At 68.7% G+C, this 13,412-nt stretch carries 12 protein-coding genes; 11 read left to right on the plus strand and 1 reads right to left on the minus strand.

The window, feature by feature from the left end; translation table 11 throughout:
• Positions 1–54 precede the first annotated feature (54 nt).
• From dnaK to VN779_RS04085, 6 genes are all read left to right on the plus strand, one after another.
• The gene (gene dnaK, locus VN779_RS04060) at positions 55–1,920 is read left to right on the plus strand and encodes a molecular chaperone DnaK (RefSeq protein WP_325720252.1); all 1,866 of its coding nucleotides are present in this window, start codon (positions 55–57) and stop codon (positions 1,918–1,920) included.
• A gap of 190 nt (positions 1,921–2,110) precedes the next feature.
• Positions 2,111–2,764, plus strand: coding sequence for a nucleotide exchange factor GrpE (gene grpE / locus VN779_RS04065; RefSeq protein ID WP_325720254.1), 654 nt, complete (start codon positions 2,111–2,113; stop codon positions 2,762–2,764).
• A 72-nt stretch (positions 2,765–2,836) separates the two neighbouring features.
• Positions 2,837–4,003 (plus strand): molecular chaperone DnaJ, encoded by a 1,167-nt coding sequence (gene dnaJ, locus VN779_RS04070; protein WP_325720256.1) that lies wholly within the window; start codon positions 2,837–2,839, stop codon positions 4,001–4,003.
• 1 nt (position 4,004) lies between these two features.
• The gene (locus tag VN779_RS04075) at positions 4,005–4,502 is read left to right on the plus strand and encodes a heat shock protein transcriptional repressor HspR (protein ID WP_325720257.1); all 498 of its coding nucleotides are present in this window, start codon (positions 4,005–4,007) and stop codon (positions 4,500–4,502) included.
• Between the two features lie 256 nt (positions 4,503–4,758).
• Positions 4,759–7,368, plus strand: a complete 2,610-nt coding sequence (gene clpB / locus VN779_RS04080; RefSeq protein WP_325720259.1) for an ATP-dependent chaperone ClpB — start codon at positions 4,759–4,761, stop codon at positions 7,366–7,368.
• Positions 7,369–7,447: 79 nt separating this feature from the next.
• The gene (locus VN779_RS04085) at positions 7,448–7,591 is read left to right on the plus strand and encodes a hypothetical protein (protein WP_325720261.1); all 144 of its coding nucleotides are present in this window, start codon (positions 7,448–7,450) and stop codon (positions 7,589–7,591) included.
• Positions 7,592–7,615: 24 nt separating this feature from the next.
• Here the strand turns inward: VN779_RS04085 and VN779_RS04090 are convergent, their stop codons facing one another.
• Positions 7,616–8,851: a pyridoxal phosphate-dependent aminotransferase gene (locus VN779_RS04090; protein ID WP_325720263.1), complete on the minus strand. Its 1,236-nt coding sequence runs from the start codon at positions 8,849–8,851 to the stop codon at positions 7,616–7,618.
• A 105-nt stretch (positions 8,852–8,956) separates the two neighbouring features.
• Here VN779_RS04090 and VN779_RS04095 point away from each other — a divergent pair, with 105 nt between their 5' ends.
• From VN779_RS04095 to VN779_RS04115, 5 genes are all read left to right on the plus strand, one after another.
• Positions 8,957–9,472: a DUF2617 family protein gene (locus tag VN779_RS04095; RefSeq protein WP_325720265.1), complete on the plus strand. Its 516-nt coding sequence runs from the start codon at positions 8,957–8,959 to the stop codon at positions 9,470–9,472.
• A 130-nt stretch (positions 9,473–9,602) separates the two neighbouring features.
• On the plus strand, positions 9,603–10,676 hold the full coding sequence (locus tag VN779_RS04100; protein ID WP_325720267.1) for a hypothetical protein: 1,074 nt from the start codon (positions 9,603–9,605) through the stop codon (positions 10,674–10,676).
• 207 nt (positions 10,677–10,883) lie between these two features.
• Entirely contained in the window at positions 10,884–11,774 is an 891-nt protein-coding gene (locus VN779_RS04105) for a FadR/GntR family transcriptional regulator (RefSeq protein WP_325720269.1), read from the plus strand.
• A 146-nt stretch (positions 11,775–11,920) separates the two neighbouring features.
• A complete protein-coding gene (gene pyrE, locus VN779_RS04110; RefSeq protein WP_325720271.1) occupies positions 11,921–12,493 on the plus strand; it encodes an orotate phosphoribosyltransferase in 573 nt (190 codons plus the stop codon).
• Positions 12,494–12,650: 157 nt separating this feature from the next.
• Positions 12,651–13,403, plus strand: coding sequence for a DedA family protein (locus VN779_RS04115; protein WP_325720273.1), 753 nt, complete (start codon positions 12,651–12,653; stop codon positions 13,401–13,403).
• The last annotated feature ends 9 nt before the right edge of the window (positions 13,404–13,412 follow it).

Here is a 13,412-nt window from a genome sequence, read left to right on the forward strand (position 1 = left end):
TGCCGGGCCCGGCCCAGGCAGAAGCAGCGACGAGCTAACCCTAAGGAAGCCACGATGGCACGTCCGGTCGGCATCGACCTTGGAACGACCAACTCGGTCGTCTCCGTCCTCGAAGGTGGCGAGCCCACCGTCATCACCAACGCCGAGGGCGCCCGGACCACCCCGTCGGTGGTCGCGTTCGCCCGCAACGCCGAGGTGCTGGTCGGCGAGGTGGCCAAGCGGCAGGCGGTGACCAACGTCGACCGCACCATCCGCTCGGTCAAGCGGCACATGGGCACCGACTGGAAGATCCAGATCGACGACAAGTCCTTCACCGCCCAGCAGATCAGCGCGTTCATCCTGCAGAAGCTCAAGCGCGACGCCGAGGCCTACCTGGGCGAGAAGGTGACCGACGCGGTCATCACCGTCCCGGCCTACTTCTCCGACGCCGAGCGGCAGGCCACCAAGGAGGCCGGTGAGATCGCCGGCTTCAACGTGCTGCGCATCATCAACGAGCCCACCTCCGCGGCGCTGGCCTACGGCCTCGACAAGGGCGAGGGCGACCAGATGATCCTGGTCTTCGACCTCGGCGGCGGCACCTTCGACGTCTCCCTGCTCGAGGTGGGCAAGGACGAGGACGGCTTCTCCACCATCGAGGTGAAGGCCACCAACGGCGACAACCACCTCGGCGGCGACGACTGGGACCAGTCGGTGGTCAACTACCTGGTCAACCAGTTCAAGAACGCGCACGGGGTGGACCTGTCCAAGGACAAGATGGCCATGCAGCGCCTGCGCGAGGCGGGCGAGAAGGCCAAGATCGAGCTGTCCTCCTCCACCGAGACCACGGTCAACCTGCCCTACATCACCGCCTCCGCCGAAGGCCCGCTGCACCTGGACGAGCGCCTGACCCGCGCCCAGTTCCAGCAGCTGACCGCGGACCTGCTCGAGCGGTGCAAGGCCCCGTTCCACAACGTGATCAAGGATGCGGGCATTTCGGTGCGCGACATCGACCACGTGGTGCTGGTCGGCGGCTCCACCCGGATGCCGGCCGTGGCCGAGCTGGTGCGCGAGCTGACCGGCGGCAAGGAGCCGAACAAGGGCGTCAACCCGGACGAGGTCGTCGCGATCGGCGCCTCGCTGCAGGCGGGTGTCCTGAAGGGTGAGGTCAAGGACGTCCTGCTGCTCGACGTCACCCCGCTGTCCCTGGGCATCGAGACCAAGGGCGGCATCATGACCAAGCTGATCGAGCGCAACACCACGATCCCGACCAAGCGCTCGGAGATCTTCACCACCGCCGAGGACAACCAGCCCTCCGTGCAGATCCAGGTCTACCAGGGCGAGCGGGAGATCGCGGCGTACAACAAGCGCCTGGGCATGTTCGAGCTGACCGGCCTGCCGCCGGCCCCGCGCGGCCTGCCGCAGATCGAGGTCACCTTCGACATCGACGCCAACGGCATCGTGAACGTCTCGGCGAAGGACCTGGGCACCGGTAAGGAGCAGTCGATGGTCATCACCGGCGGCTCGGCGCTGCCCAAGGACGACATCGACCGGATGATGCGCGAGGCCGAGGAATACGCGGCGGAGGACCACCGCCGCCGCGAGGAGGCCGAGACGCGCAACCAGGCCGAGGGTCTGGTCTACCAGACCGAGAAGTTCATGCGGGACAACGCGGACAAGGTTCCGGCCGACGTCAAGGGCGAGGTCGAGACGGCGATCGCGGACACCAAGAGCGCGCTCGAAGGCACCGACGTCGAGGCGATCAAGAACGCCGCGGAGAAGCTGGCCACCACCAGCCAGAAGCTGGGCACCGCGCTCTACGAGCAGGCGCAGGCTTCGCAGGCCGCGAGCGGCGCGGCGGGCGGTCCTGAAGAGGGCGGCGCGCAGCAGGAGTCGGACGACGTGGTCGACGCCGAGATCGTCGACGAGGGCAAGAACGGCTGAACGGCGCCGGCTGATTGAACCCGGTGCGCCGCGTGGCACGTGGCGGCGCCCGACGACGTTCGACAGTTTGACGGTTGGACAGCTTGAGCGTTCGACGGCAGCGGGTCGCGGGCCGGGGCCGGGGCGAGAGCCTCACCCGACCCGGACCCGCGCCCGGCCCCGATCGATCCACTCCAGGAGAAGAGAAGAAGTGAGCGACGACCTCTACCGCCCCGGCCGGGACGCCGCAGAGGAGGCCCGGCAGTACGGCGACGACGAGGGCTTCGAGGCCGCCCCTGACGCCCAGCAGGACGAGCAGGAGTTCGCCGGGCGGGTGAACGAGGCGATCGGCGGGGAGCACGGCGACCCGTCCGCGAACCTCGCCGTCGCCGAACTGCTGGCCAAGCTGGCCGAGCGCACCAACGAACTGCAGAGCGCGCAGGCCGAGCTCGGTGAGCGCACCACGGATCTGCAGCGGCTCCAAGCCGAGTACGTCAACTATCGGCGCAGGGTCGAGCGGGACCGGATCGCGATGGCCGAGATGGCCCTCGGCAAGGTGCTGACCGGGCTGCTGCCGGTGCTCGACGACATCGGACGGGCCCGCGATCACGGCGAGCTCGAGGGCGGATTTCGCCAGGTGGCCGAATCGCTGGAGAACTCGCTGGCCAAGCTGGGTCTCGAGCAGTTCGGCACGGCCGGCGAGCTGTTCGACCCGAACGTGCACGAGGCGCTGATGCACACGGTCTCCCCGGATGTCGAGGAGGACACCTGCGTGGAGATCCTGCAGCCCGGGTACCGCCTCGGTGACAGGATCCTGCGGGTCGCCCGGGTCACCGTGGCCCAGCCCGGAGAGCCCGACGAGTAGCCGGACGGCGGCCCGCGCCGCCCGGCAGCCAAGCGATCTTCGAGCACCGCAAGGAGCAGAGGCGAACCCGAGATGAGCACCAAGGACTACTTGGAGAAGGACTACTACAAGGTGCTCGGCGTCCCCAAGGACGCTGCCGCGGCCGACATCAAGAAGGCGTACCGCAAGCTGGCCCGGCAGTACCACCCGGACGCCAACAAGGGGGACGCCGCCGCGGAGGAGAAGTTCAAGGAGATCTCAGAAGCCTACGACGTCTTGTCCGACGACAAGCGGCGCAAGGAGTACGACGAGGCCAGGTCGCTGTTCGGCGGCGGGTTCCGCGGCGCCGGGGCGGGCAACGGCTTCCCGTTCGACCTCGGCGACCTGCTCGGCAACGCCGGCGGCGGCACCGCGGGCGGCGGACTCGGCGACATCCTGGGCGGGATCTTCAACCGCGGCCGTACCGGCGGCACCACGACGCAGACCGCCCCCGGGCGGCGCGGCGCGGACGTCGAGACCGAGGCCACGATCACCTTCATGCAGTCCATCGACGGCGTGACCATCCCGCTGCGGATGACCAGCGAGCACCCGTGCCGGGCCTGTTCCGGCACCGGCGCGAAGGCCGGCACCACGCCGCGGGTATGCCCGACCTGCGCCGGGACCGGCCAGGTGAGCCGGAATCAGGGTGGCTTCGCGTTCTCGGAGCCGTGCCGGGACTGCAAGGGCCGCGGCCTGGTGGTCGACGAACCGTGCCCGGTCTGCCACGGCTCCGGTCGCGCCGCCTCGACGCGCACTCTTCAGGCACGCATCCCCTCAGGCGTGCGCGACGGGATGCGGATCAGGCTTAAGGGCAAGGGCGCTCCGGGTGAGCGCGGCGGACCGGCGGGAGATCTGTACGTGGTGGTGCATGTGAAGCCGCACAAGGTCTTCGGGCGGGACGGCGACAACCTGACGGTGACCGTGCCGGTGACGTACCCGGAAGCGGTGCTCGGCTCTGACATCAAGGTGCCGGTGCTCGGCGGCGTGCCGGTCACCGTCAAGTTGCCGGCCGGCAGCGCGAACGGCAGGACCCTGCGGGTGCGCGGTAAGGGCGCCCCGCGCAAGGACGGCAGCCGCGGCGACCTGCTGGTCACCTTCGAGGTGGCCGTGCCGACCAAGCTAAGCGAGACCGCGAACGCGGCGCTGGAGAAGTACCGCGACGCCACCGCGGACCACGATGTGCGAGCCGAACTGCTCGACGCGGCGAAGGGAGAGGACTGAGATGGTGCCGGAGAACGGTAACCCGGGCGGACGCAGGTCTGCCGAGGAGGCGGCGATGTACGTGATCTCCGTCGCCGCGGAGCTTTCCGGCCTGCACCCGCAGACCCTGCGGCAGTACGACCGGCTCGGCCTGGTGAGCCCGGATCGGGCGCCCGGGCGCGGCCGCCGCTACTCCCTCCGCGATATCGAGCTGCTGCGCGAAGTGCAACGGCTCTCGCAGGACGAGGGCGTGAATCTGGCTGGGATCAAGCGGATCCGCGAGCTTCAGGACCAGGTCGAGCTGCTCAGCGCCCGGGTGGCCGAGCTGGAGGAGAGCCTGGCGATGGCGCGGGCGACCACAATCCCGCTGGCCGTTCCGGCCCAGCAGGCCGACTATCCGGTGGCGAGCGCACAGGCGCAGATCGCAGCGAACCCCTTGTACCGCCCGGACCTGCTTCCCGCGGTGCCGGCGTTCGGCACGTCGACCGCGCTGGTGGTCTGGAAGCCGCAGCAACACTAGGGCGTGTTTTGAAACTAGCGGCGGATAGGGCCGCGGTGTCTGGCGCGTGCGATCGCAAGGCGGAAGGGCGTCCTCGAACCGGGTCGTCTGTGGACGCGCCTCCAACGCAGCGAGCGTGCGTGGCAGGCGTCGCGGCCCCGGCGATCGTTTCAAAACATGCCCCAGATCGGTCGACGGCACTTGAGTGGCCAAGTGAATACAGCGCACTGAGTTCCGTCGGCAAGGCAACAGAGGATAACGGGACGAGGAGCACCTGATGGAGCCTTACAAGCTGACGACGCGGTCGCAGGAGGCGCTGTCCGTGGCGGTGCGGTCGGCTGCCGCGGCGGGCAATCCGCATGTGGAGACCGCGCACCTGCTCCTCGCCCTCCTCGCGCAGCAGGACGGCACATCCAGGCCGCTGCTGGAGGCGGTCGGCGTCGACCGGGCCGATCTGACCGCGCGGACCCAGCGGCTCGTCGACTCGCTGCCCAAGGCCGCCGGTTCGACCGTCGCGGCGCCCGAACTCGCGCGCACCACGATCACCGCGATGAACCAGGCCGCCGAGGAAGCGCGCAGGCTCGACGACGATTACGTCTCGACCGAACACATCCTGGTGGGTCTTGCAGCCGGAAACGACCGGACCGCGGACATCCTCAAGGGCACGGGCGCGACGCAGAAGGCGTTGCGTGAGGCGTTCACCAAGGTGCGTGGCAACACCCGGGTCACCTCCCCCGATCCCGAGGCGACGTTCCAGGCGTTGGAGAAGTACAGCCTCGACCTGACCGCGGCCGCCCGCGAAGGCAAGCTCGACCCGGTTATCGGCCGGGACACCGAGATCCGGCGCGTGGTGCAGGTTCTCTCCCGGCGTACGAAGAACAACCCGGTGCTGATCGGCGAACCCGGCGTCGGCAAGACCGCCGTGGTCGAAGGGCTGGCGCAGCGGATCGTGGCCGGCGACGTGCCCGAGTCACTGCGCGGCAAGCGGCTGGTCTCGCTCGATCTCGGCGCGATGGTGGCCGGCGCGAAGTACCGCGGCGAGTTCGAGGAGCGGCTGAAGGCCGTGCTCGGCGAGATTCGCGAGTCAGGCGGCCAGGTGATCACCTTCATCGACGAGCTGCACACCGTGGTCGGGGCCGGCGCGACCGGCGAATCGGCGATGGACGCCGGCAATATGCTCAAGCCGATGCTCGCGCGCGGCGAGCTGCGGATGGTCGGCGCGACGACGCTCGACGAGTACCGCGAGCACATCGAGAAGGATCCCGCGTTGGAGCGCCGCTTCCAGCAGGTGCTGGTCGGCGAGCCCTCCGCCGAGGACACGGTGGCGATCTTGCGCGGACTCAAGGGCCGCTACGAGGCCCACCACCAGGTGCAGATCTCCGATGCCGCGCTGGTCGCCGCGGCGACGCTGTCAGAGCGTTACATCACCGCGCGATTCCTGCCGGACAAGGCGATCGACCTGATCGACGAGGCCGCGTCCCGGCTGCGCATGGAGATCGACTCGCGACCGGTCGAGATCGACCAGCTTCAGCGCGCGGTGGACCGGCTGCGCATGGAGGAACTGGCCCTCGCCAAAGACAGTCACAACGGAGCGCGCCTCCGGCACGACGACCCTGCTTCGAAGGAACGCCTCGAGCGCATCCGCCGCGAACTGGCGGACCGTCAGGAGCAGTTGAATGCCCTCAACGCGCGCTGGGAGCAGGAGAAGAACGGGCTGAACCGGGTCGGTGAGCTGAAGAAGCGGCTCGACGACCTGCGCGGCCAGGCGGACCGGGCGCAGCGCGACGGCGACTTCGAGGCCGCCTCTCGGCTGATGTACGCCGAAATCCCGGCCGCCGAGCGCGAGTTGGCCGAGGCGTCGCAGGCGGCGAATACCCGCGAGACCATGGTCAAGGAGGAGGTCGGGCCGGACGACGTGGCTGAGGTAGTGGCCGCGTGGACCGGGATCCCTGCTGGCCGGCTGTTGGAAGGTGAGACCGCGAAGCTGCTGCGTATGGAGCAGGAGCTGGGCAAGCGGCTGATCGGACAGCTCGATGCGGTACGCGCGGTATCAGATGCGGTACGCCGTGCCCGCGCCGGTATCTCCGACCCGGACCGGCCGACTGGCTCCTTCCTCTTCCTCGGCCCGACCGGCGTCGGCAAGACCGAATTGGCCAAGGCGCTCGCCGATTTCCTCTTCGACGACGAGCATGCGATGGTCCGCATCGACATGTCCGAGTACGGCGAGAAGCACTCGGTCGCGCGGCTGGTCGGCGCTCCGCCCGGATACGTGGGCTACGAGGAGGGCGGCCAGCTGACCGAGGCGGTGCGGCGACGTCCGTACACGGTCGTGCTGCTTGACGAGGTGGAGAAGGCGCACCCCGAGGTCTTCGACATTCTGCTTCAGGTGCTCGATGACGGTCGGCTCACCGATGGTCAGGGCCGCACGGTGGACTTCCGCAACACGATCCTGATCCTGACCTCGAACCTGGGCTCGCAGTTCCTGGTGGACCCGGCGCTGCCGGACGACAAGAAGCGCGACCTGGTGCTGAACCTGGTGCGCGCTACGTTCAAGCCGGAGTTCCTGAACCGGCTCGACGACATCGTGCTGTTCGACGCGCTGGGCACCGAGGAGCTGGGCCTGATCGTCGAGCAGCAGGTCGCTCGGCTCCAGCGGCGGCTTGCCGACCGGCGGCTCACGCTGGACGTCACCGCGGCGGCGCGGGACTGGCTGGTGCTCACGGGTTACGACCCGGCGTACGGCGCGCGCCCACTGCGCCGGCTGGTGCAGTCGGCCATCGGCGACGAGTTGGCGAAGGCGATCCTGGCCGGCCGGGTGCGCGACGGTGCGACGGTGCGCGTCGAGGTGGCGGACACGGATGACGGGCTCGCGATCACGACCGTCTGAGGCTGAGTGACCGTCGCTAGGTCGGATCGGCTGCGCTGTTCCTCTCGCGCTCGCCGGGGCGCGAGGGGATAGTGGTGTCATGTCCAGAATCCGAGTTCGAACCGGAAAAGACCGGCCGGCGGCCCGTGCCGGTGCCCTCGGGCTGGTCCTGGTGCTGCTCGCGGGAACCTTTGCGGTCCGGTTGGAACTCGCCGCGCTTTCACGCGACGTGCGCGTTCCCTGACATCCCGGACGTCCAGTCAGCCCGTCACTGCGGTTTTGCCAGCGCCGCCAGGCGATCCAGCGCCGCGCTCAGCACTTGTGGCTTCTTGCAGAAGGTGAATCGGACAAACGGCGCGCCCGCCTGCTTGTCGTCGTAGAAGACTGCGTTGGGGATGGCCACCACACCGCAACGTTCCGGCAGCGCGCGGCAGAACGCCAGGCCGTCTTCTTCGCCGAGCGGCCGGATGTCCGTGGTGATGAAGTACGTGCCCTCGGTCGCCGACACGCCGAATCCGAGGTCTGCCAAGCCGGCCGCGAGCAGATCGCGTCGCGCACGCAGGCTCGCGCTCATCTCTGTGTAGTAATCGCGCGGCAGGCGCAGCGCCTCGGCGATCGCGTACTGAAACGGTCCGCCGCTGACATAGGTGAGGAACTGCTTCGTGGTACGCACCGCGGTGACCAGTTCCGCAGTGCCGGTAACCCAGCCGATCTTCCAGCCGGTGAAGGAGAAAGTCTTGCCAGAGGAGGAGATCGTGATCGTGCGGTCGCGCATGCCAGGCAGCGTGGCCATCGGTACGTGCGCGCCCTCGAACACCAGGTGCTCGTAGACCTCGTCGGTGATGACGATCAGGTCGTGCGTGATCGCGAGCTGCGCAAGCGTTCGCAACTCCGCCTCGGTGAGCACCATCCCGGTCGGGTTGTGTGGTGTGTTGAGCAACAGGACCCTGGTGCGCTCGGTAATCGAAGCGGCGAGCGCGTCGAGATCGGGATGCCAGCGCGGCTGCTGTTCGGTCGGCGGTCGCAGCGTAGCGGGTACGCGCACGCCGCCGGCCATGGCGATGCACGCCGCGTATGAGTCGTAGTAGGGCTCGAACGCGATCACCTCGTCGCCCGGGTTAATCACGGCGAGCAGCGCCGCGGCGATCGCCTCGGTGGCTCCGGCGGTGATCAGCACCTCGGTGTCGGGGTCGTATTCGAGGCCGTACCAGTCGGACTGGTGGTCGGCGACGGCGCGACGCAGTTCGGGGATGCCCAAGCCGGGCGGGTACTGGTTACCGCGGCCCTCGAGGATCGCGCGCGCGGCGGACTCGGCGATCGCGGCCGGGCCGTCGGTGTCCGGAAAACCCTGGCCGAGGTTGATCGACCCGGTGGCCACGGCGAGCGCGGACATCTCGGCGAAGATCGTGGTACCGAGTCCATGCAACCGCGAGGCCAGCACCGGGCGCCGCGAACCCGATAAGTCTTTCGGGTGATCTGCCTCGGGCGTGGCGTGATGACTCACGCGTCCTCCAGTCGTTGACCCAGGGCGAGCCGTTTGTCAGACAGAAAGCCTTTTGGCAGTACGGCCCCCACCGGAGAAGCCTACGGCCTGGGACGGTGCCCACCGATGTTCGTCGAGTTGACCGCGGCCTACTGCGATACCAGCGCCGGAGAGCTGGGCTGGTCGATTGACCTCGAACCACAGCCCGCGCTGGCGAGCCGGCGGCTCGACCTCGCGCCGTTCCACGCGGAGCTGCGGCTGCTCGGCGCCTCGCACCAGATCTGCGTGTGGCTGGGCAGCGGTCCTCGGGGAGGGCCCGAACCGCTCTGTCTGGAAACGGTGGCGTGCATGCCGGAGAGCACAGTGCCGCTGCCCCGGACGGCGGAATGCGAACTGCGCGGTTGGCGGTACACGATCGAGTCCGATGTCCGGACCTGCTCCGAGGCGGAGTTCGGGGTGCGGGTCGCCGGGATCGAGCGGTGTGCGGCGCATGGGCTGGCCGGCCGATACCCCGGATTGCCTGGCGCGCTCACAGCTATCGTGATGCGGCCGTGGCAGGCCGGGCTCTGGTGGACGACCTGGCACACGTATCCGCAGGATCGGCAGATCGCTACGACACTCAGCTTTCTGCGGTTGGAGTGACCTAAGACTGGTTTTCGCTGCAAAACGTCTGATAGCGACCCATGCGATGCTCACGGCCGCGCGGCGGCGTACGCTGGCCTGCGAGCACGGCGGTCCGTCGCCGTTGCGCGGCTGAGCAGTGAGGGTGTCGATGCCGTACGAGGCCACGGTCCCGGTCCACCGACGACTGCTCTGGCCCGCTGTCACCGATGCCGAGCGGCTGATCGGCGCGCTGCCCAACGCCTCGATCGACGCCTCCGGCGCTCAGGGCGTGGCCGGGCGGCTGCGCGTACGCACCCGCGAGCAGACCGTCACCTTTCGCGGCGTCGCGCGCATAGTCAATGTCGTACCCAGTTCGCTGCGCGTTTCGATTGAGGTCGAGGCGGTCTTCGGCCGGACCGGTGGCACCGTGGAAGGTGTCGTGGAGATCTCGTTGCGGCAGTCCGGCTCCGGCACCCGCGTGGTCGTCGGCGGGCAGCTCGACATCGCGCCTGGCGCCGCGCCCCTCTCCGCCGAAGCGCTGGACAGCGCGTTCCAGCGGGTCGTGCAGCGCTGGTTCACCGCGCTGGCGGAGACCTCACCGGCCGCGAAGCCAGCCGCCGCGCAAGAGCATGCCGAGCGACGGGAACTGCCTGACTCGCCCTCGGAACCGCCTGCGACAGAGCCGCGATCCGGATCCGAGACCGACCTTCCGCGGCGGCGCAAATCCGACCGAGCGCCGCTGGCTGTCGTACGCGATGTGCGCGATGTGGCTGCGGATCAGGAGGAGCAGGGCAACGGCAAGGCCGCGCCGGTCCAGGTTCCGCAGCCTGCCGCGCCCGAGGCGCAGGGACCGAACGGCTGGTCCAAGCCGATGCCACACCAGGCTGACGACGACGCGGCAGCTGAGGAGCAGAGCGCTGAATCGGACTCAGCCGCGCCACTTCCGCCTGCGCCGCATTCGCCCGCACCGCTGCGCCTCGTGACGCCTGAGCCGCAGGCCGCGCCGGTCGTGGATGAAGTGGCTGAGCCGGAAGCCGCCGAAACCGACGGCGCGCCTGCGGCTGTGGTGGCCGAGGAGCGGAACGAACCGGTCGAACCGGAGCCGGAGCCGGACGACATCTGGAGCCGGCTGCGCGACCGCAGCCTGCCGCCGTGGATTCCGTTCCTGATCGGCGCCGGTACGGCGACGCTGGCGGCGTTGGCTTTCGTGCTCGGCGCGCTACGCCGCCGCTACCGCCGCTGAATCCGCGCACTTGCCGATTACCTAGGAACACGCCCTAGATTCGCGCTGCGGAGACGCCGCAAAGGCGGCTTCTCCAGAGAGTGAGTCTTGTCATCGGATCGAGTGGTTGTCGGCTGAATCGGCGGCATCACCTCCCCCCGACTCCTACTGTGTGCATCACGTTCTGTGCGCGACCGGACGCGCACTGCAAGTCAGGAGCCGAAGCGTATGTACGTCGAAGGGTGGAACGTCCACCGGGTCGTCCGGCCCAGCCGCCTGGCCAACGCCGTGATCGAACGGCTCCTGCTGCGGATACTGGACGGCGAGTTTCAGCCCGGCGGCGACCTGCCGCCCGAGGCCGCGCTGGCTCAGGAGTTCGCGGTCAGCCGCACCATCCTGCGTGAAGCGCTCAAAGCGCTGGAGGAGAAGCGGGTCCTGCGGATCCGGCACGGCCGCGGCACCACCGTGCGGTCCAAGGCGGATTGGAACATCCTGGACCCGCTAGTCCTCTCGGTGCTGCTGGAGTACGGCGGCTCCGCCACCCTCGCCACTGAGTTGGATGAGGTGCGCACCGCGCTGCACCTGCTCATGGCCGACCTGGCCGCGAAGCGCATCGAGGCCGAACAGCGTGACGCGCTCGATCTGGCGATCAGCCGGATGCGCGCCTGCCTGCCGAGCGACGTCTCCCCCGGCGACGTCCTCGGCTACCGCGAAGCCGCACACCAATTCGGGAAGATCCTCGCCGAGGCGTCGTGTAACGAGGTCGCACGGTGCGTCGTGGAGACCATCGACGTCCCGGCATCCGATGCCGCGCTGGAAGACGAACTGGCTGCGATGGTCAAGACGCAGGAGTTCGCCGAGCGTCTTTACGCCCGCATCGTGCGCGGTACGGAGGCCGGTCGCGGTATCGAGAGCCCTGCGGTACAGAACAGTGCGCCGGTCGTTGACGATCTGACGCGACGTGAGATGGCCGGTGCCGAACCGAACGCATCGGCTACGACCGGTCTGCCTGTGCCGAACCAGTCGCCGCTACGCACGCAGCCGGTGCGTAGGCGACCCGGTGTGGAACTGCGCCCGACGATGGTCGGCGCTGGAAGCAGTGGCCGCTCGCTGCTGTGAGCAGCCCGCCGCACCAGCTTCCCGGTTGGTGTTCCTTCTCCTGTTCTTTCCTCCTCTCCTCCTAGTCGGGGCGTACCGCGCGCTGATCCGCGTTCCAGCTGATCCGTATCCTTTGTGGGACGCCCCGACCGGAAGGAATGCCCCCGATGCCGATCACCTTCGCCCCGGAGAGCCAGCACCGCACCGCACTGCTCGCGCAGATCAAGGCGAAGGCAGTGGTGCACGGCAAGGTGACGCTCAGCTCGGGCCAGGAGGCCGACTTCTACATCGACCTGCGCCGGGTCGGCTTGGATGGCGCGGCGGCCCCGCTGGTCGGCCGGGTCATGCTGGATTTGGTCCGTGACCTGGACTTCGACGCGGTCGGCGGTCTGACTCTCGGCGCCGACCCGGTCGCCTCGGCGATGTTGCACGCGGCGGCCGCCCACCCGGAGCTGGTGGGCGGCCGCAAGCTCGACGCCTTCGTCGTACGCAAAACGGAGAAGGCGCACGGTTTGCAGCGGCGCATCGAGGGTCCGGACATCACTGGACGGCGGGTCATCATCGTTGAGGACACCTCGACGACCGGCGATTCACCGCTCGCGGCGGTCGAAGCCGCGCGCGCCGCGGGTGCGGAAGTAGTCGCGGTCGCAGTGATCGTTGAGCGGGGGGCACAGCCGGCGATCGACAAGGCCGGTCTGCCTTACTACGCCGCGTTCAGCCTTACCGATCTTGGCCTGTAACTTTCCGCACAGCCAACGCCCTAGGCGTTACCGCACTCATCAAGGCCGAACCCGCGGTCGCCGCATAGCGTGCATGAGCGGCGTGATTGTCCCGAATCAGTCCCATCCTCATGCGGCGTAAGGCGAAGGCTCACGTCGAACAGGTAGTCTTCCCCGCGTGAGCTTCCACGCCCTCAGCATCCTCAACCCGGCATCTCTGATCAGCTCGTTCGGCCTGGTCGGCGTCTACGCCATCATCTTCGTCGAGTGCGCGCTGATCATCGGGTTCTTCCTGCCCGGCGACTCGCTGCTGTTCGTGGCCGGCGTGGCCGCATCCAGCGCCGCGGACAAGCTCGTCGGCGCGCACCTGAACTACGCCGCCCTGCTGGTGGGTACGCCGATCGTCGCGATCGTCGGTTCGCAGATCGGCCACTACACCGGGGCCCGTTTCGGCCGCAGGCTGTTCGACAAGCCGGACTCGCGCTTCTTCAAGCGCAAGTATGCGGTGCGCGCCGAGTTCTACTTCAACAAGTACGGCGGCGCGAAGGCCGTACTGGTCAGTCGATTCATCGTCGGTGTGCGCACCTTCGTCAACCCACTGGCCGGGATGCTGGAGATGCCCGGCCGTACGTTCCTGCTGTGGAGCGCAATCGGCAACATCTTCTGGGTGGAGCTGATGCTGGTGCTCGGTCACCAGCTCGGCGCGAAGGTCAAGGGCAACATCGACACCACCATCCTGCCGATCGCGGCCGTGGTCGCGGTGATCACGCTGATCCCGCTGGGTCTAGAGATGCTCAAGGAGCGCCGGGCCGCACAGCGCGGAGAGCTGACCGACCTGCAGCGCTTCGAGCGGGAGCAGGAGGAGCTGTACTACAGCGACTCGGCTCCGCAGGCACCGGTGCCGGTGGCCGGGGCGCGGCACCGCAAGTGACCCGCCACC

It is taken from the genome of Actinocrinis sp. (assembly GCF_035605935.1).
GTDB lineage: Bacteria > Actinomycetota > Actinomycetes > Streptomycetales > Catenulisporaceae > Actinocrinis.

Bases quoted from the DNA above. Each gene is read 5' to 3' on its own strand.
- dnaK (WP_325720252.1), top strand. From the start codon at position 55: ATGGCACGTCCGGTCGGCATCGACCTTGGAACGACCAACTCGGTCGTC.
- dnaJ (WP_325720256.1), top strand. From the start codon at position 2,837: ATGAGCACCAAGGACTACTTGGAGAAGGACTACTACAAGGTGCTCGGC.
- VN779_RS04075 (WP_325720257.1), top strand. From the start codon at position 4,005: ATGGTGCCGGAGAACGGTAACCCGGGCGGACGCAGGTCTGCCGAGGAG.
- clpB (WP_325720259.1), top strand. From the start codon at position 4,759: ATGGAGCCTTACAAGCTGACGACGCGGTCGCAGGAGGCGCTGTCCGTG.
- VN779_RS04085 (WP_325720261.1), top strand. From the start codon at position 7,448: ATGTCCAGAATCCGAGTTCGAACCGGAAAAGACCGGCCGGCGGCCCGT.
- VN779_RS04095 (WP_325720265.1), top strand. From the start codon at position 8,957: ATGTTCGTCGAGTTGACCGCGGCCTACTGCGATACCAGCGCCGGAGAG.
- VN779_RS04100 (WP_325720267.1), top strand. From the start codon at position 9,603: ATGCCGTACGAGGCCACGGTCCCGGTCCACCGACGACTGCTCTGGCCC.
- VN779_RS04105 (WP_325720269.1), top strand. From the start codon at position 10,884: ATGTACGTCGAAGGGTGGAACGTCCACCGGGTCGTCCGGCCCAGCCGC.
- pyrE (WP_325720271.1), top strand. From the start codon at position 11,921: ATGCCGATCACCTTCGCCCCGGAGAGCCAGCACCGCACCGCACTGCTC.